We start from the raw sequence: 18,586 nt of genomic DNA, 5'->3' as shown, positions 1-18,586 counted from the left end.
GTTATATTGGTTCTAAGTAAGAGAAATGTCAGCAATTTAGCCGATGTGGGAAAATCGCTGACAAGGGGTGCTTTTTTGACTATAGATATTGATTAAGCTTTTGAATCAATTGCTCAACATCTTGTTTGCTAATATCTCGGTGTGTAACCAGGCGTAGTGGGTTACTTGGCGTGATGGTGATCCCATCTCCCGCTAGATTGTCGGCGATGGCTTTAATGTTGACGCTGTCGTCTAATTTCGCAAACACGATGTTCGTCTGAACAAGATCAGCTTTAATATTGAAGCCGGGCAGGGTAGCCAAACCTTGAGCTAACAGTTTTGCATTTTGGTGATCGACACTTAATTGTTGAACATGTTCGGTTAACGCGATTTTACCTGCTGCGGCGAGTAAGCCAGCTTGGCGCATGCCACCACCAACCATTTTACGCAGCCTTCTCGCTTTACTAATCAACTCTTTTGAGCCAAGGAGTAGTGAACCAATAGGAGCACCTAACCCTTTTGAAAGGCAGATAGTCATGGAGTCAAAATATTTAGCAATCTCGGTAACGTCTACATCAAGTGCAACCGCTGCGTTATAAACTCTAGCGCCGTCAAGGTGCATGGATAGCCCATATTCGTTGACAAACTCGCGAGCGCGCTGCAAGTATGACAGCGGTAGAACTTTACCATTTATCGTATTTTCTAAACTCAGTAGTTTTGTGCGAGCAAAATGGCTGTCGTCAGGTTTAACCGCCGCTTTCAACTTTTCGATATCTAAGGTCCCATCTGGGTTATTTTCAATCGGTTGCGGTTGAATGGAGCCCAATACGGCCGCGCCGCCCGCCTCGTACAAATAATTGTGCGCTTGTTGACCACAAAGGTATTCATCGCCACGTTCACAGTGAGACATAAGGCCGAGCAAGTTGGCTTGGGTACCTGAGGTTGTAAAGAGTGCAGCTTCAAAACCATGCCTTTGTGCTGCCCATTGCTCTAGTTCATTAACGGTAGGATCGTCTCCATAGACATCATCCCCAACGGTTGCATTTGCTATGGCATTTCTCATGGCTTGGGTAGGTTGGGTAACGGTGTCTGATCTAAAGTCCATCATATTCTCCTCATAGGTAGCCTAATAGCTTGGCTTTGCTGATACACGCTATGGTTTTTGCGTCCGTAATTTTATCTTCAATGACACATTGTTCAATTTCATCAAGTGACATTGTCACGACCTCGATAACTTCATCGTCGTCGCAGTTTAATTCTGAAGAGTGGGTTAACTCTGTTGCCACAAACAAGTGTTGAATTTCATCACAAAAGCCAGCCATGGGTGTCACTTGGCCAATCGCCACTAGATTTGATGCTGTGAAGCCCGTTTCTTCTTTGAGCTCTCGCATTGCACATTCTGTGGTTGTTTCGTTTTCTTCCAATGTTCCAGCAGGCAGTTCTAACAACCATTTGCGTAGCGAAGGGCGAAATTGACGCACCAAAACGATATCACCTGAATTTGTAATGGGAAGAATAACGGCGGCTCCTGGGTGGACAATTGTTGTGTGCTCGATAGTTTTGTTATTGGGGAGAATAATTTGATTTTCAACTAGAGAGATGCGCTTCCATGTATGGATTAGTTTGTTCATGGCGATTCTTTGTTATTTGTGTTGTTGAGCTACCTTAACGGCTATGACTTTTGATTGAAAGCTGTAAAATAACCACGGGGGCCTGTTTACCTTTACCAATCGTAAACGGGCCCTTATTCATGGATGGACTGGCATGCATACGGTAACGCGTGTTGGCCTAGCTGTTATACTTGTAACAATGTGGTAACAAATGTATATGTTGAAAACAAGAACACAAGGTTTTCTATTTCAAGGAGAGCAGAGATGATCAACCCTTCCAAAGCTTCCCATTCTCAGCAAGCTTTGCTCTCTGAAAGGATCAACAAATTATCCGTCGCTCTGTCCGATGGTGTGTATGAAAGAGAAAATACGATTAAATTGTGTTTACTTGCTGCACTTTCTGGTGAAAGTGTATTTCTTCTTGGTCCTCCGGGAATCGCCAAAAGTTTAATCGCCAAGCGCTTGATTCAAGCTTTTGATAATTCAAGCTATTTTGAATATCTGATGACGAGATTTTCAACCCCTGAAGAGGTGTTTGGCCCCCTTAGTATTCAGGAGTTAAAAGACAATGGTCGTTATCTACGTTTGACGGAAGGGTATTTGCCGACAGCTCAAGTGGTTTTTCTCGATGAAATCTGGAAGGCGGGGCCAGCCATTTTGAATACATTGCTAACCGTGGTAAACGAAAAAACGTTTAAAAATGGGAGTGATGTGGAGAAAGTTCCGATGCGGCTATTGGTCTCTGCATCGAATGAACTGCCCGATGAAGATAGCGGTTTAGAGGCACTGTATGATCGAATGTTAGTACGTGTTTTTGTTAATCGTATCCAAAACAAACAGAATTTTAAATCAATGCTTACGGTCGGTACGCCGCAAGAGGCGGATATACCACAAGGGTTGGCCATAACTGATGCGGAATATCATAAGTGGCAAAAAGAGCTAGAAGAGCTCCCACTTAGTGATGATATTTTTGAAAAGCTTTACCAACTCAAATCATTACTCGAAGAAAAATCAGATGAGCAGTTTTCCAATGACGAGCTTTATGTATCGGATAGACGTTGGAAGAAAGCGACGAAATTACTTAAAGCAAGTGCGTATTTTAATGGTCGAGACAGCATCAATCCACTCGACTTGTTGCTGCTAGAAGATTGCCTTTGGAACAGTCCTGATTCTCGTGATGTAGTGAGAAATGTTATTCGTGAGTTCGCGCTAAAACACGCATTCAATCAGCAAGCGGTAGAAATTAGCCTTTCGCAAAGTGGGGAAGAGCTAGATGACGTTCAGTGTCAACTTGAAGAACAGTATGGCATGTTGCTGACTATGGAATCTATCTCAGGGATCAGAAAGAAACAGATTTACTCCTTTAACTTAGCGGACGCAAAATTCTACAAGGTAGGTAATGCATCGAATCTCATTAAGCTAGTTGTACTGCAAAGCAACATGTCGGTCTCTGAAAAAGAGAAAGGAGATAGCCGCTGGGTTTATGTGGCGAAATCTGATTTAGACAAAGTCATTAAAGAGGGGCAGGGTGAGGCTTATGGTTACGTTAACCACAATGCTAACCTAACTCGTTTAAAGTTTGACAGAGATTCTGAGGATCGCTTGGTTATCAAAGATATTGCCAATCGTTCGATTCTTGTAGGGATTGTGACGAACGAAGGGTTGGATAAAACCTTACATGGCGAATGGCTAACAAAAGCAGAAATGGCAATGACTCAGCTCAATGTTGCAGAAGAACAGCTACGAGATGCGCGGCTTAAATTTCATGGCGCGTTGCCCCATAGTTTTATTGAACCGAGTTATCTCACCTTGATGGAAGCAAGTCTGCAAGGGCTTCAGCAACAATTGGAATCAATTAAAGGGACATCAGATAAAACCATCTTCCGCATTAAGAACCTTGATAACTACTTTTCTTAGGTGACGAAATGCTAGGCGTTGATGGATTAAACTTAATTATTTCAATCGCAGACTCGGGAATCATTGATGCAGCGGTGCATGATTTAATGGGCCGCTCCCAAGTGATGATGATGAGTGAAAATCGGGGAGTTCGTTCTTCAGTTAAGACACATTTAAGACGATGGCGAATCGGAGTGAAATCGCGTGTCACCAAGGTATGTGAAACTGAGCGCTTTCAAAAAGAGCTGGCGCTTTATCAAGAGGTCATCCACTGGGATGAAGCGAAGTTCTTCGAAAGCATTCATGAAGTTGTGCAGAAGTTGGAGTGGCACTCGGCATTTTACATGCAAGCGAGGCGGCTGCTAGAAAAAAACAAAGGGGTGAATAACCCTATGTTCCCGCATTATTTTTGTGATCAGTGGTATCAAACCCTGTCTGAGGCCGTCAGAAAGGCTCAAGTCACCGAATTAGAAGCCAGCAAGGAAAAAGTGCTCAAAGATTTATATCAACGCATGGAAACCATGAAGAGCATGGATAAGGTTTCCGAGTCGGGAGATGAAAAAAGCATTGGTCGCTTGTGGGATATGGCATCTGCCAAATTGAGTAAAACCGATATTAAAGTGATGAAACGTCACGCCGAGTTTTTGAAGAAACATCAAGCTTTGCAAGAGATCGCTGAAAAGCTAGGCCGCATGGCAAGTCAAGTCGAGGATCCAGATTTAAACCTCACCCCCATCGAAGAGCTTAAAATGGTTGAGGAGAAATCTGATGAAGCGACAGATGATATTGTTGGGATTCATCCGAGCGATGATCTGAATCGCTTGCTCCCGAACGAAACCATGTTTTTGGCTTATCCAGAGTTGGAAGTCATTTTTTATAAGCATTTGGCAGACAAGCGCTTGATGAACTACCGAATGGAAGGGAAATCTCGGACGTTACGCAAAGTGAAATCAAGCAAACCGAGTCATCAAAAAGTGGAAATCGATAAAGGGCCATTTATTGTTTGTGTTGACGCATCGGGATCGATGAGTGGGTTTCCTGAGCAATGTGCTAAAGCCATTGCCTACGCACTCATGCAAATTGCGTTAGCAGACGATAGGGATTGCTACGTCGTGCTGTTTTCAACTGAACTCATCACCTATGAATTAACCAAGCAAGATGGTTTGAGAGAAGCTGGAGACTTTTTAACCTATAGCTTTCATGGTGGTACAGACTTAGAGCCGGTGATGATTAAATCTGTGGAGCTTATGTACTCTTCACGATATAAAAACGCTGACTTAGTCGTGGTTTCTGACTTCATCGCGCCAAAACAACCCAAAGAAATCGTGCAACAAGTCGAGCTGCTAAAGAGAAAGAGCAATCGCTTTCATGCCGTTTGCTTGTCTAAGTATGGTAATCCGGAGCTTATTTCTATGTTTGACCACTGCTGGTCCTATCATCCGACGCTTGTTGGAAGGCTAGTCAAAACGTGGTGAGATAGTTAAATTCGACTATAGAACGATCATATTGCTTTAATTGTCAGCAAACGAAAGCAAATTTCATATTTTTATTTGACACCTGGCCGCGAATCATTAAAGTATGCACCGCACACGGGGGCTGGCTAGCTAACGTGTTGAAAGCAAAGGCGCGTTGGCAGAGTGGCTATGCAGCGGATTGCAAATCCGTGGACCTCGGTTCGACTCCGGGACGCGCCTCCATAATTTGAGATATCGGCTAACGATATCAGATGGTGTCTGACTTAACTGTTCACAGCATCGCAAAGAATTTTGCGTGCCCTGGTGGTGGAATTGGTAGACACAAGGGATTTAAAATCCCTCGGCGTTCGCGCTGTGCCGGTTCAAGTCCGGCCCGGGGCACCATCTTACATAAAAGCATATAGCTTGGCGCGTTGGCAGAGTGGCTATGCAGCGGATTGCAAATCCGTGGACCTCGGTTCGACTCCGGGACGCGCCTCCACAATTTGAGATATCGACTAACGATATCAGATGGTGTCTGACTTAATTGTTCACAGCATCGCAAAGAATTTTGCGTGCCCTGGTGGTGGAATTGGTAGACACAAGGGATTTAAAATCCCTCGGCGTTCGCGCTGTGCCGGTTCAAGTCCGGCCCGGGGCACCATCTCTTCTCAACTAATTTCCCCCGATTGCATTCTCTTCTTGGTTTATCTTCGCTAACGCACCAAGCAGTTTTTCTTTATTAATGGGTTTGAGAATGACGTCTGTAGCCCCACATTCTAAAAATTCCTGATTCGCTTGAATGGTTGCATCTGCAGTACAAGCAATGATATTCGCGGTTGGTGCAATGTGGCTTTTAATAATCTTAGTCGCTTCGACACCCGTCATGACGGGCATGTGGTTGTCCATGAGTATGGCGTAGTAGGTGTGCTGTTTGACAAGGTTGACCGCTTCCTCACCATTTTTTGCGATATCAAAATGTTCAAAACCCATCGACTCCAATAATTTCGTGAGAACAATGACATTAACATTATTGTCATCAGCGACTAATATGCGTTTGTTGGCGGCTGGCGTTTTTGGAGCCCTGTGTTGCTGAGTTTGCAATGCTTTGAGCATACGGTGGGTCTGATGGCAGTTCACATTCATAAGGTTGATGAGTTTCTGCATCGACTCTGGATCTGGTATCAGGTGATCCTTGGCGATATCTTCTGCCCCTTTAGACAATGCTGCCATCTCCCGAAGATTAAATTGGACCGCCATACCATTAATCGCATGTACAAGCTTATGTACATCATCTGGATTGGCGTCCGCATAAGCTTCGATTAAACGCACGGATTTGCTTTCAAGCTCTGCACTTAACGAGGTAAGCAACTTCACTTTTTCTTCTATTGAGAAGCCCATGTCGGCTAGGAGAGGGCTCTTTGAAATTTCCTCTTCAGTTAAGGTTAGGTTTTCAATTGGATAACGCTTTAACGTGACAACATTAGACTCTGGTGAGCGCTTCGCTTGGCTTTCTATAAATTCAGGCTCAAATTGTTTGATTGCTCTTTCTAGGTTATTTTTATGCAGTGGCTTAGTAAGTACAAAATTCGCGCCAGCATCAATAAGCTTATCGTGAGCTTCGGCGAACACGTCTGCGGTGCAAGCAAAAATAACGGTATCGAGTTGCAATTCGTGGCGGATAGATTTGATTGTCTCCACACCACTTAAATTTGGCATATGGTTATCCATAATAATGAGATCAAACTGTTTCTTTTCAAGCACATTCAGCGCTGCCACACCATTGCTCACCCAGTCAACACTATGCCCCAATGGGTGCAAAAACTTTTGCGCCACAATTGCATTCACCTGGTTATCTTCCACCAACAATACTTCCAAAGCTTGATGATGTGATTCGTTTTGTTGGTTTTCAACACGAGGTACTTCCGAGCCCTTGCTCAGGTTTTCCACTTCCAGCGGTAGTGACAAGGTAAATGTTGTGCCTGCATTGAGCTCGCTAGTGACACTGACTGTGCCACCCATCAAATCCGTGATTTGTTTGACGATGGCTAGCCCTAAACCAGTACCACCAAATTTTCTTGTAGTGGACAATTCTGCTTGTTCAAAAGGTGTAAATATATGTTTGAGTTTGTCTTCAGCAATACCGATCCCTGTATCTGCAATGGTTAACTCAACGTGGGTTTGAGGTGTTTTACAAAGAATCAGACGTACTTCCACCGATCCTTTATTGGTGAACTTAATGGCATTTCCCGCAATATTAAACAGTATTTGCCGCATACGAGATGCATCGCCAACAAATCGGAGGTCATGAGGAATGAGATTGCACACTATGAATTCAATGCCTTTCTTCTCTGCTAGCGGTTTCAGTACTTGATTCGACTGCTCTAACACATCATCAATAGAGAATGGGGCCTTCTCCAGATCCATTTTTCCTTGTTCAATCTTAGAGAAATCCAATATGTCGTTTAGCAAGGAAACAAGGTGTTGGCCAGAATCAATGATCACCTGAACATTTTCGCGAGTTTTGGGATTGTTTGAGTCATCTTTCATGATCTGCGCCATTCCTAGGACGCCATTCATTGGTGTTCGTAACTCATGACTCATCGTTGCTAAGAATATGGACTTGGCTTGATTCGCTTTTTCAGCCCGGTCCATTGCTTTTTGATAGGCAGTATTGTGTTTGCGCAATTCTTTCATGCGGACGATATACAGCGACGCGATAAAACCTGCAATCAACAGGCCAATCGTTGCAAATAGTTGTGTTAGCGTACTTCTCACATTTGCAGAAAGTTGAGCTAATGTTTCCTCAGTTCGGTTCACGTAATCCGTGACTTTTGGAGCGAGTAAGTAGCCAAAAAGCCGCTGTTTCTGCGACTCAATTTCGCGAAACGTTCTTAGTAGTGGGGCAAGATCGGGATGAGTGTTTGCATTAAGGCTTTCAGAGGTAATCGTTCTTAATATAACTTGGCGCTGTGCTAGCGTACTAGACGTATTGGACGAATCTAAACCATTGATATTTTTCACCAAAGACGACAACACTGATTCTTTTACAACAAGTAAGCCAATTACATGGTCAATGGCATCGACAATTTTTAATGACGAATTGCCGAAACTTTTCAAAGCGGTGGACGCTTCTTGGTCATGTAAACCAAATGTGCTTAAACTGGAAGTTTGGTGGCTTTCCATCATGTTTTCAACTTGCTTCTCAAGCTTGACTGTACTTGATGCAATTTGGTAAGGATCTGAGGTAGGGGTCAACGCTTGCTGAGTCACCTGATCTCTAAGCTCAATAATCTTATGGCCAAGATTTACGACGACGGAGCGGTAGTTAGACAGTTGGGTGTACTCCATGTAAAGCAGTACGGATGCACTGATGAGTATGGAGTTTACAATAATAGTCGCAGCAAAGAGTGCCTTAGTGGTTCGCGTCATTTGAAAACTCCTCTAAAATAGCAGGTCGCTGTCCAGTCAAGGTGGTAAGAAAAGCGTATAAGTCCTCGGTAGTGCTTTTATCAAAGGTTTTACCAAGTTGGCTTTCTGCCATGATTTGAATCGCTTCTCGCAATGATTCAGTTCTACCATCATGAAAATACGGTGGGGTGTTGGCGACATTTCTCAAACTCGCAACCCTAAATAAATACATATCCTTTTGTCTATTGGTGGTACGGTGTTTTCCTGTATCGGAGCTTCTCTGCTTTCCTATTTTATCTTCACCAAAGTAACCAAAGCGCATGACCATGCCACCACCAATATTGACTCCTCGGTGGCAATTGACACAGCCCTCTTTCTGAAAACTCTCCCATCCTCGAATCTGTTGTTCATTGAGCGCAGATTTGTTACCGAGAAGATATTGATCAAATGGGGAACTTGGAGTGGTCAATCCTTTCATGAACTCGACTAACGTCGCTTTTATATTTTGTTCATTGATGTCTAGGTTTGCTTGTTCGAATAACTTTGAGTAAAGCTGAGAGCGAGTGACATAGTTTGCTATAAATGCCCAGTTTGAATCCATTTCCCGTATATCGTGCACTGGCCCATCAAGTTGATCAAATAAACTGTTAGCGCGTCCGTCCCAAAAAAAGCGATAGTTGTAGGCAGTGTTAAATACGGTGAGTGAATTACGGCTTCCTTTACCACCGACACCAGTGGAAACATTAGTGTATTCTGCGCCATTAGTATTAAGGCTGTGGCAGCTTTCGCAGCTTATGTTTCTATTAGACGATAGGTTTGGATCTCTGAAAAGTAACCAGCCGATTTTCGCCAATTTTTTGTTGATATTCGGGGTCTTAGGTATTGGGCTAATTGCATGCCGAAAGGAATCTTGGGCTATTACGGATGGATAACCTGAAGTTGAAGGGGCAGTATATTGCGAAGAAGTGTCACTGTTCTCATTGCTATTCTTAAAAAAAGACGTCTCCGCTGTTTGCTGAGGAGGGGGTGTTACGACTTCAATGATAAAAGCCCCAACTATTATCAGGATAGAAGTGAGGGTTACGACTAGCCAAGCCTTGTGTCTCATACATTGTTCCAGTTGTTCGTTATTATTATGTGCTCGATGGCAAGCCAACGATTGCCATACGCAACTATAATACTAGGTGCATATTTGGGCTTTTCAAAAAATTATTGATGAAAACAACAGCTGCGAAGGCTTGTTAAGTGACCCTCATCTAAAATCTAATTTTTCGACCTGAGTAACTTGGGTATACATGCCAATGTGCGTAACCGGAAGTTGAATGTTTTATTCAGAATATATTCATCTATGTAAAGTTATCATTGAATTATTCTTTAGTGCGATGGTTTTTATATGGAAAAATATCGTGGTTAACTTCTGCGTTAAACAATATGATCGTATCCTACTATGAATTATCTGTTGATTAATAAATGTCCATGAGAATAGTTAATAAGCTACTACTGATAGTCATAATTATTGTATTTTCCATTTTTGCTATATTTCTTGGCACTTATTCACTAGATGACCGGATAAAAATAGAAGTATCCCCAAAGAAGAATGAAACTAGAGTGTTTTTTTCAGTCAACGATCATCCGTTAGAAGAGTATCCAGTGATCGTTTTGGTAAATAAAAGCACAAAGAGTTATCTTACCGATAAAAAAGGAAATATATATCTTTCAGGTATTGGCAATTCAAATAGAACGTATACCGTTAAGGTAATGGATGTAAGTAAAACATTTAGTTCGACTCCGAGTGAGTAGTTAAACTCAGGCTCAACATCGTTAGGTGATCCGAGCATATATGAGTTGAAGTTGGCAAAAATAAATTTAAATATAAAACGATACTACATATAAAGTAGTAGTTTGCTAATGGTATTTTGGTTATGGAACAGGAAATCAGAAAAGTAGGTCGGCCCAGTGTTGACTTTAAAGCTCGGCAAAGAATCATAGATAGCGCAAGAGAGTTATTCACTCAAGATAGCTATGAAAAATCATCAGTGAGGCTCATTGGAAAAATGGCCGGTTTAAATCCCTCTTTAATCAATTATTATTTTGGGACAAAAGAAGGCCTGTTTGAGGCAATGATAAGAGAGACTCTAGAGCCAATATGGGTCGGAATTAAGCAGGTGTTAAAAGAAAGTGATCAGGATAGCTTTATTGAAATGCTAAGAATATATTACCGAGAAATGAAGAAATCTCCCTATTTTACTCGTTTAATGATTCAATCACTGCAGCTACCTGCAACCAATGCTCAATTTCAAATAGTCAAACAGGTTTTTCTCGAGTTTAGTCATGCAATCCGAGAAACCTTGTTAGTTAAACTATCTAATAAAGGGGTGTTGAAAGAGGGGATGGATCCAAGTTTTTGTCGAATTTCTTATATTAGTCTGATGATTTTTCCTTTCAACATTCCCGCTTCAGTGTTATCGATGCATAATTATGACCTCAATGAAGAGTTCTTAGATAAGCTGTTTGAACATAATATTAAAGTAATGCAGCATGGATTTTTATCGTAGACACTCACCTCTTGGGGTAGATTGAGAAGATAAACTTGTTTGATGTATAAGGTCTCTGCGATTATCCTACACACATTGCTGATCTTAACGTGTTCAAAGATAATCATATGAAAAAAGTAGCGATTTTAGTTGATGTACAAAATGTGTACTACACAACGCGAGAGAAATATCATTCCAGTTTTGACTATAACCAATTTTGGTACGTTGCGACGCAAGACCGCCAAGTGATTCAGGCCAATGCTTATGCGATTTCTAGTAAGGATCCTAAGCAAAGGCAATTTCACCATATCCTTCGAGGCGTAGGGTTTGATGTTAAGCTAAAACCCTTTATTCAAAGAAGAGATGGAAGTTGCAAAGGGGATTGGGATGTTGGTATTGCGCTAGACGCTTTTGAACTAGCAGCTGATGTTGATCTCATCGTTTTAGTCTCCGGTGATGGAGATTTCGAAATTCTTGTTGAGAGAATTCAAGAGAAGTTTAGCAAAGAAGTCGAAGTCTATGGCGTACCTGGCCTCACAGCACAGCACTTGATCGATGTCGCGGATCGATTCATCCCTATCACCGAAGATTTCCTTTTGAATAAGTAAGCGCCTAGCATTGCTAGGCCTTCTCCAGTTTTGCATGAATATTACTCATGCATTGTCCTGTGCTATTTATCAATATCAGAAAGTTAGAATCCACTAATGATCTAAATATAGAGTGAATTTTGTGTGCTACAGCTCTAATTTATTGATATGTATCGTTTAAAATCCGTTCCTTGTATTTTTATCTTATCATTCGGCAAATTAGTAGGTGAATAATTCAAATTATTCCTTGGAATTATCAGCAAATCCGGTATTCTTCTTTTCTGAATTTTTATTCACTTTAATGCTGGGGTAGATATGTCATTCAGATTGTGCAGCAACCATCGCTGCTTATTTATGTCCGAGATTTGGAATAAATAGCGATAAGTGAGCCTCTGGTCAGCCTATCGCTAACGAAATTTTTTAATCACATATTACTTTGTTGCCTAATTAATTTAAGTTAGTACGGAATTTTACTTTATGAGCAATGCTTCACATCCTAAAGGTGTCCTACACGTCATCAGTGTACAGACCTGGGAGTTTTTCAGTTATTACGGCATGCGTGCCTTATTGATCCTCTATTTGACTCAAAAATTATTGTTTACGGATCAGCATGCTTATGCACTCTATGGTGCATATACCTCACTGGTTTACGTTACGCCCATTTTAGGTGGGATCATTGCTGACCGCTATTTAGGTAACTACTGGTCTGTTGTCATTGGTGCTTTACTGATGGTGGCGGGTCATACTGTCCTTGCTATCCCTTCGACGGATAACACGACTTTGTACGGTGCATTGGCGCTGATTATTGTCGGCTACGGTTTTTTCAAAACCAACTCAAGCTGCCTTCTAGGAGAGTTATATAAAAATCACGAGTCGATGCGAGACTCTGGCTTTTCGCTTTCTTATGTTGGTAGCAACATAGGTGCATTTATCGCCCCTATCGCTACGGGATATTTTGCCAAAGTGTATGGCTGGCATGCTGGTTTTGGTATTGCTGGTATTGGTATGTTGCTTGGTTTAGTCGTATTTTTATCGGGTAAAAAAGCCTTTAAAGATGTGGCAAGTATCAATACCGCTGCAATGAAGTCATCGACCGCTGGGCTACCTAACACGTTAATCTTGGTATTGGGTGTGGTCGTCAGTGTTGCTTTCTTTGCTGTTATGCTGGCTCACTTATGGGCAGGTTATGTGCTAACAATCGTTGGGTTGGCTGCCTTATGTATGATGGTAAAGATTTACACTCGCTGTGATTCGGAAGGCCGTAAAAACATGTGGGCAATTGTCTTGTTTATGGCATTTGGTACCTTGTTTTGGGCATTTGACCAACAAGGTGGAAGCTCTATTAACCTGTTTATCGAAAGGTTGGTTAACAAGCACCTTTTCTCCTGGGCGATTCCGGCTTCTTTTTATCAGTCAATCAACCCGTTTGCCGTTATCGTTGGGGGTGTGATTGTTGCTTGGGCCTGGAAACTGTTGGCAAGGTTTAATGTTAAGCCTAAAACACTCTCTAAACTAGGCACGGGCTTCTTGTTCTTGACAGTGGGCTTTCTACTTATCAATATCTCATCGAAATTGGCGATGCAAACCGGTCACACTTCTATGCTATGGGTGACCGTTGGGCTTGGTTTTATCGGTGTCGCGGAATTGTTCATTGATCCTGTTGCTTTAGCCGCCATTACCCGCTTGAATCCGGCCAACTCGACCGGAACGCTAGCAGGGATTTACATGTTAGTCAGTGGTTCAATTGCGAACTACGTTGCAGCCTGGATTGCTTCAGCTTCATCAGTAGCAACGGAGCACGGTCAAGTAGTGAGTTTGACTGAAGCTGCGGCCAGTTATCATGACGTCTTCCAGACGATATTCCTAATTGCTTTAGCCGGGTTTATATTGTCTGTGGTGCTTAACATCTTTACTCGTAAAACATTGCCTTAGACTGATTGTTTAATGCACAAAGGGAAGCATTGAGCTTCCCTTTGTGCCTTTGCATGGCTACTTTTGAATGGTTGCTTTGGAATACGTAGTGCAGAGAATCTCGTATGTATACTTGATGGGCTTTCCAATCAAATATCAGAAATTTATCAGTTTCTTAAACTAACTCATCGACATCACCCTGCCACACGTTACAATATGCTTTTCTCTGTGGTGTCTAGCATGAACGATAATAAAAGCCCACTCTTTCTCTATATCATTATTCTGTCTCAATTTGCCGCCCCATTTATGTTTTCTGGTGTTGGCGTTACCTTACCCTCGATAGGCCATGACTTTAACGCAGATGCGGTGTCACTAGGTTTAATCGAAACCATATACTTAGGTAGCAGCGCCGCGTTTTTGCTTCCAATGGGAAAACTTGGAGATATGTTTGATAAAAAGCTCCTGTTTAAACTTGGATTAGGTTTCTTTGCTCTTTGTACATTACTGATTGGATTTGTACCAAGTATTACCTGGATGCTGGTAGTACGGTTTTTTCAAGGTATAGCCTCAGCCGCCTTTGCAGCAACCAGTATGGCGATCATTACCGAAGTCGTGCCTCCACAAAATAGAGGTAAGGCATTTGGTATGTCAATTGGTGCGATATATGCAGGGTTGGCAAGTGGTCCTTTTATTTCTGGCATTATCACACAAGCACTTAGCTGGCATTGGGTCTACTGGATAAGCTTTATACCACTGGCTATTGCGACGTTTTTCAGCTCAACCTCTATTCACAGTGAAGCTGTGTCGAAAACCTCTTCGAAAAAAGCCATTTTTGACTATCTAGGTTCTGTTTTGATCGTCGTTAGCTTAATGCTACTAATCTTTGGTGGAGCGTTATTAAGTAGAAGTCACGTAGGCTATTGGTTAATTGCCGCGGGTATTGTTGTAGCAGCGGGATTTGTAAAGTTAGAACGTCATTCGGCCAATCCGCTGATTGATATTCGTGCCCTTATTTACAATGTAAAACTCAGAGAATCTCTATTAATACAAATGCTTATATATTCAAGCGCATTTGGTACGACTTTCTTATTCAGCTTATATTTGCAAATTTTGCGTGGCTATGACGCTGAGATAGCAGGGCGCATTCTTATTGTTGGCTCTGTCGTGATGGCCTGCCTTGCTCCTTTTGCTGGCCGCTTGTCCGATAAATATTCTCCAAGAGTGTTTGCCACAGTTGGGACTGGGAGTATTCTAATCAGCGTGCTGCTGGCAACGCAAATCAGCAACACTTCTAGCTTGACTTACATCATCGCTATATTGTTATTTCAAGGTGTGGGCTTTGCTTTGTTTTCCTCGCCAAATATGACCATCATCATGAGCTCGGTAGACAAGAGCAAAACCAGTGTCGCTTCCGCTATTGCTGCGAAAACAAGAAGCCTCGGTATGGTGATGAGCATGCTAGTTACCACGGTTGTCACATCGATCATGATCGGTGACGGAGAGCTGAAATATCACAAAGCCGCATTTCTGCACGTTATGACACTCTCATTTACGGTATTTGCAGTCTTTGCTGGTGCCTCAGTGTTGCTGGGTGGATATTCTTTATTGAAGCGTAAGTAAGCAGAGTTGTAGTTTATTCAAAGTGTAAGTTGCGAGGTGATAATTTTTAATGGATTATCACCAGCTGCAACTCTTAACTGAGCTAAACGTAGGCCAGCCTACGCTCGAACAGATATTAACTAGAATTGATTGAAAATCAGTTAACTTGCTAACAGTAAGTTTTGACTGATAGTGTTTATGATTTTTATTCTGCTGGTACCTCTTACCGATGGCAAACTTGAAGCAAAATACTCTTTGTAATATCTGGTGAGCAATACCCCAGAACTATCATACTCATCTTGATCAAGGACAAATATGTTTTCTTGGGATATATAGAGCCTAATCGTGCGGGGGTTATATGTATCGACCTTTTCTTGCTCACGGAAAACTTGTTCTAAGTTCTCTAAAAGGGTAGGTTTCCATTTTAAGGAAATGGTATTTTGCATGTTCTCAGTAAGTGTTATCAATGAGATAAGCTCCCAGCTTAACCAGGCCCATTCACAATCTGGGTTAGAGTAAATAATTATCTCACATGCTTTCATACTTATTGAAATAGTCTTAATTTATAAACAATCGTCTATCTAGAGCCTTAATCGTATTATATACATGTCAGGTTATTTTTTATCTAGGTGTTTACCACTAAATAAAGCATCTAGGTAAAGCCTGGTATCAATTTATTATCATATCAAGGTGTGATAACTCGATATTGACTTCTGAGTTTCAATGTTAATAATTAAGTGGTAAACCTTTCTTGTACTTGAAGGTGGCCATGTCCATATCTAATTCACTGTCAAAAAAACTCATAAAGAAAACTCTTGTTATTACATTTTCTGTTTTGTTTGTTTTCTCTTTTCTTATCATGCTAAATACGTATATTGATTTTAAAACGTATACTATTAATAACTTATCTGAAGTGACTAAGTTAATAAGAAACAAAGAAGAAAAGAAAATAATATCAGCAAAAGAAAGCTTAGAACAGATGTCAAAGCATTGGAAAACGTTACTGTCGAAGCACTCGAAAGTAATGTTAAATCACTTTGTCGATGATAATAATAAGACCGATATTTACGTTATACCGGAAGTTGGCCTCACGCATAACGTCTATTATCATAATGCATTTGTATACAGCAAAGAAAACAACGAGTTATACTTGTTTAGCGACCCTGATGAAAGCCAAGAAAAAACGATAACCAGAAAGAATAAAATCATAAAGACGTATAACTCAATCGGCTATGGCCTATCTTGGGGAGACATAAGTAAAGATACCAATAACAATAATCTCATTACTATGTATATCAAAAATAAGGATGGGATAATGGTTGGAATATCCATACTTCTTAGTGGTGATGATCGTTATAAATCTGATAACCATATAGCTAATAGTGATGAGGGTAAAAAAGGAGGTATTAAGTTTAATATTATTTATCTTTATAAAGGGCATCAGGTGGTAGAGTTTGACGATACTAGTGATAAGTTGAATGCAAAGGAGCTATCATTAATTAAAACAAAAGGAGAAATAAGGGCGAAGGATGAATGGTATAGTGTAGAAAGCTATCTTGTTGCAAAAAGGAAAATCAGAGGTTCACCACTCTATGTTATTATTCTTTATCCAGTTGAAGAGATCATAGCACCTGCTTTTAATTCTGTATCACATATTATATTTCTTTTGTCTGGCCTCGCGGTCATATTGTTAATATACATATATGTCCAGATAAAAAGAGACTTGAGTGAACCGTTAGATTCTTTCACCCGGCAGATCTCTTTCACCAATGACAACAAGTTTAAAACGCGACTGCCAACCAATCGTAGTGATGAGTTAGGGCGTTTCGCCAGACACTTTAACAACCTTTTAAATGAGCTGGATAAATCAAGTATAAAGCTAGAAGAAGAAGTCGCATCGAGGACGAATGAGCTCTATATCGCTAAAAAACAAGCAGAAAAGGCGAATGCTCGAAAAAGCGAACATATTGCGAATATTAGCCATGAAATAAGGACCCCACTTAACGGTGTCATGATGTCACTTGAACTACTACAGAGCTCAAGTTTGGCAAGTCGTTATGACTACCCACTCACGACCGCGAGTGAGTCATCGTTAATATTGTTGGATATCGTGAACAACCTATTAGATTTATCAAGAATCGAGTCGGGTGTGGTGTCAGTTTCTAATGAAAACTTCCATATCTTAGATGCTGTCGACTCAGCTGTGAACACGATAGTTAATAGTGCTAGAAAAAAAGGGATCGAACTCAGCTGCTTGGTTGAAAAAAGTGTCCCTGTGATTATTACCGGTGATGAAGTGCGTATTCGGCAAATATTTATAAATTTGCTTGGCAACGCCGTTAAATATACCAATGAGGGACACATTCGCATAGTAGTCTCATTTAGGGACTCAAAGCTTATCTTTTCTGTGGAGGATACAGGTGTAGGGATCGCAGAATCAGACAGAGAACGAATATTTGAGAGTTATGAGAAGGTAAATGAGTACAGCATAGGGACGGGTGTAGGTTTATCTTTAACCAAGAAGCTGGTTGAGCTTATGTCGGGCTCTATTTCGGTGGAAAGTAAGCTTGGTGTTGGCAGCATATTTATTGCAGTGATACCAACAAACTCTATCCAAGAGAATAATATCTCGTCAGTTCAAAAGGATAAGGTGGTTGTTCACCAGGAAGTTGCTCATCAATTAAGGGAGTGGGAAGTGAACTTTGAAGTGGCTGAGTCTAGTGCTGTTGGGAAAAATAACCAGCTTCAGCCAGGAAAGTTGTATGCGAGTCTTTTATCTACAGGTCAGCTGAACTGTACTCCTTCATTCCAATGTGGTGACTCAGATATTCAACCATGGTCATTGAAACTCCTTGTGGTCGATGACTTCGAAACAAACCGAGTTCTACTAAGTTCCTTATTACATCAATTGGGACATACATGTGATATGGCATCGAGTGGTGAAGAGGCATTAACACAGGGACAACAGTGTATTTATGATGCAGTTTTCTTGGATTTGCGCATGCCGGGAATAAGTGGCTGGGATACGTATTTAAAGTGGAAAGATACGATAAACCAAATTCTTGATCCCGACTGTATGGTAATAGCGGTATCTGCTGACGCTGACAAACGGCAACGAGATGAGGTCATTAAAGCCGGTATGTGTGACTACCTGGTTAAACCCGTGTCCTTAACTCACCTATCTGAAATTGTTGAGAGAATAATTAGCTATCAAATTGAAAGAGGTATTGATTTACCTCCAAGAAGCCAAGTTCAACGTACCATGTTGAATAAAGATAAGGTTACGTTGGAAATAGACTCAGTAATTCACCAATTAATTGAGGCCCGTAAAAGCGGTGATTTAGAAGAGCTTGATAAGGCGAATCATGCTTTGAAAGGTATTTCTGGTAGCGCAGGAATGAAGGATTTACATACAATATCAGTTCAAATAGAAAATCAGATAAAACAGGGTGTTATTGCCACTGATTTGATTGACCAAGTTGTACGTTTAAATACTTGAATTTAAGAACAATGACGTTGTCGTGCATTTTGCTAGTGAAAGAATAAATAGTGTTGACTCGGGAGTGGGGGTTTATACCTATAACGAGTTCTTTTTGTCATGATAT

At 41.2% G+C, this 18,586-nt stretch carries 11 protein-coding genes and 4 tRNA genes; 11 read left to right on the top strand and 4 right to left on the bottom strand.

Annotation, left to right across the window (positions count from 1 at the left end; all coding sequences use genetic code 11):
- Window positions 1–79: 79 nt before the first annotated feature.
- Together ltaE and M9194_RS00850 are read right to left on the bottom strand one after the other, a co-directional pair.
- Window positions 80–1,084: a low-specificity L-threonine aldolase gene (ltaE, locus tag M9194_RS00855; protein WP_250610772.1), complete on the bottom strand. Its 1,005-nt coding sequence runs from the start codon at window positions 1,082–1,084 to the stop codon at window positions 80–82.
- A gap of 10 nt (window positions 1,085–1,094) precedes the next feature.
- Entirely contained in the window at window positions 1,095–1,610 is a 516-nt protein-coding gene (locus M9194_RS00850) for an NUDIX hydrolase (RefSeq protein WP_250610357.1), read from the bottom strand.
- 243 nt (window positions 1,611–1,853) lie between these two features.
- On the opposite strand from M9194_RS00850, the gene M9194_RS00845 reads away from it, so the two are divergent.
- The 6 genes from M9194_RS00845 (at window position 1,854) to M9194_RS00820 (ending at window position 5,603) form a co-directional block, all read left to right on the top strand.
- Window positions 1,854–3,506, top strand: a complete 1,653-nt coding sequence (locus M9194_RS00845) for an ATPase RavA domain-containing protein (protein ID WP_250610356.1) — start codon at window positions 1,854–1,856, stop codon at window positions 3,504–3,506.
- Window positions 3,507–3,514: 8 nt separating this feature from the next.
- Window positions 3,515–4,960: an ATPase RavA stimulator ViaA gene (gene viaA / locus M9194_RS00840; RefSeq protein WP_250610355.1), complete on the top strand. Its 1,446-nt coding sequence runs from the start codon at window positions 3,515–3,517 to the stop codon at window positions 4,958–4,960.
- A gap of 148 nt (window positions 4,961–5,108) precedes the next feature.
- Window positions 5,109–5,182, top strand: a tRNA-Cys gene (locus M9194_RS00835).
- Window positions 5,183–5,257: 75 nt separating this feature from the next.
- Window positions 5,258–5,344, top strand: a tRNA-Leu gene (locus M9194_RS00830).
- 23 nt (window positions 5,345–5,367) lie between these two features.
- Window positions 5,368–5,441: transfer RNA gene (locus M9194_RS00825), tRNA-Cys, on the top strand.
- Between the two features lie 75 nt (window positions 5,442–5,516).
- Window positions 5,517–5,603 (top strand) — tRNA-Leu (locus tag M9194_RS00820).
- Window positions 5,604–5,614: 11 nt separating this feature from the next.
- On the opposite strand, the gene M9194_RS00815 is transcribed toward M9194_RS00820, so the two are convergent.
- Window positions 5,615–8,371 (bottom strand): response regulator, encoded by a 2,757-nt coding sequence (locus M9194_RS00815; protein WP_250610353.1) that lies wholly within the window; start codon window positions 8,369–8,371, stop codon window positions 5,615–5,617.
- Window positions 8,355–9,458: a cytochrome-c peroxidase gene (locus M9194_RS00810; protein WP_250610351.1), complete on the bottom strand. Its 1,104-nt coding sequence runs from the start codon at window positions 9,456–9,458 to the stop codon at window positions 8,355–8,357. The genes M9194_RS00815 and M9194_RS00810 overlap by 17 nt, the downstream gene beginning before the upstream one ends.
- 814 nt (window positions 9,459–10,272) lie before the next feature.
- Between M9194_RS00810 and M9194_RS00805 the strand changes: the two genes are divergently transcribed.
- The 5 genes from M9194_RS00805 (at window position 10,273) to M9194_RS00785 (ending at window position 18,480) form a co-directional block, all read left to right on the top strand.
- Window positions 10,273–10,905 (top strand): TetR/AcrR family transcriptional regulator, encoded by a 633-nt coding sequence (locus M9194_RS00805; RefSeq protein WP_250610349.1) that lies wholly within the window; start codon window positions 10,273–10,275, stop codon window positions 10,903–10,905.
- Between the two features lie 107 nt (window positions 10,906–11,012).
- Window positions 11,013–11,492 (top strand): LabA-like NYN domain-containing protein, encoded by a 480-nt coding sequence (locus tag M9194_RS00800; RefSeq protein ID WP_250610347.1) that lies wholly within the window; start codon window positions 11,013–11,015, stop codon window positions 11,490–11,492.
- 456 nt (window positions 11,493–11,948) lie between these two features.
- Window positions 11,949–13,403, top strand: a complete 1,455-nt coding sequence (locus M9194_RS00795) for a peptide MFS transporter (RefSeq protein WP_250610345.1) — start codon at window positions 11,949–11,951, stop codon at window positions 13,401–13,403.
- Between the two features lie 219 nt (window positions 13,404–13,622).
- Window positions 13,623–15,002: an MFS transporter gene (locus M9194_RS00790; protein ID WP_250610343.1), complete on the top strand. Its 1,380-nt coding sequence runs from the start codon at window positions 13,623–13,625 to the stop codon at window positions 15,000–15,002.
- A gap of 748 nt (window positions 15,003–15,750) precedes the next feature.
- Window positions 15,751–18,480, top strand: coding sequence for an ATP-binding protein (locus tag M9194_RS00785; RefSeq protein ID WP_250610341.1), 2,730 nt, complete (start codon window positions 15,751–15,753; stop codon window positions 18,478–18,480).
- Window positions 18,481–18,586: the final 106 nt, after the last annotated feature.

This window comes from Vibrio sinus, from assembly GCF_023634645.1.
In the GTDB taxonomy this organism is placed as follows: Bacteria; Pseudomonadota; Gammaproteobacteria; order Enterobacterales; family Vibrionaceae; genus Vibrio; species Vibrio sinus.
This window is presented reverse-complemented; position numbering and strand designations above follow the sequence as displayed.

Coding starts and splice junctions, on each gene's coding strand:
- ltaE (WP_250610772.1), bottom strand. CDS start 1,084: ATGGACTTTAGATCAGACACCGTTACCCAACCTACCCAAGCCATGAGA.
- M9194_RS00850 (WP_250610357.1), bottom strand. CDS start 1,610: ATGAACAAACTAATCCATACATGGAAGCGCATCTCTCTAGTTGAAAAT.
- M9194_RS00845 (WP_250610356.1), top strand. CDS start 1,854: ATGATCAACCCTTCCAAAGCTTCCCATTCTCAGCAAGCTTTGCTCTCT.
- viaA (WP_250610355.1), top strand. CDS start 3,515: ATGCTAGGCGTTGATGGATTAAACTTAATTATTTCAATCGCAGACTCG.
- M9194_RS00815 (WP_250610353.1), bottom strand. CDS start 8,371: ATGACGCGAACCACTAAGGCACTCTTTGCTGCGACTATTATTGTAAAC.
- M9194_RS00810 (WP_250610351.1), bottom strand. CDS start 9,458: ATGAGACACAAGGCTTGGCTAGTCGTAACCCTCACTTCTATCCTGATA.
- M9194_RS00805 (WP_250610349.1), top strand. CDS start 10,273: ATGGAACAGGAAATCAGAAAAGTAGGTCGGCCCAGTGTTGACTTTAAA.
- M9194_RS00800 (WP_250610347.1), top strand. CDS start 11,013: ATGAAAAAAGTAGCGATTTTAGTTGATGTACAAAATGTGTACTACACA.
- M9194_RS00795 (WP_250610345.1), top strand. CDS start 11,949: ATGAGCAATGCTTCACATCCTAAAGGTGTCCTACACGTCATCAGTGTA.
- M9194_RS00790 (WP_250610343.1), top strand. CDS start 13,623: ATGAACGATAATAAAAGCCCACTCTTTCTCTATATCATTATTCTGTCT.
- M9194_RS00785 (WP_250610341.1), top strand. CDS start 15,751: ATGTCCATATCTAATTCACTGTCAAAAAAACTCATAAAGAAAACTCTT.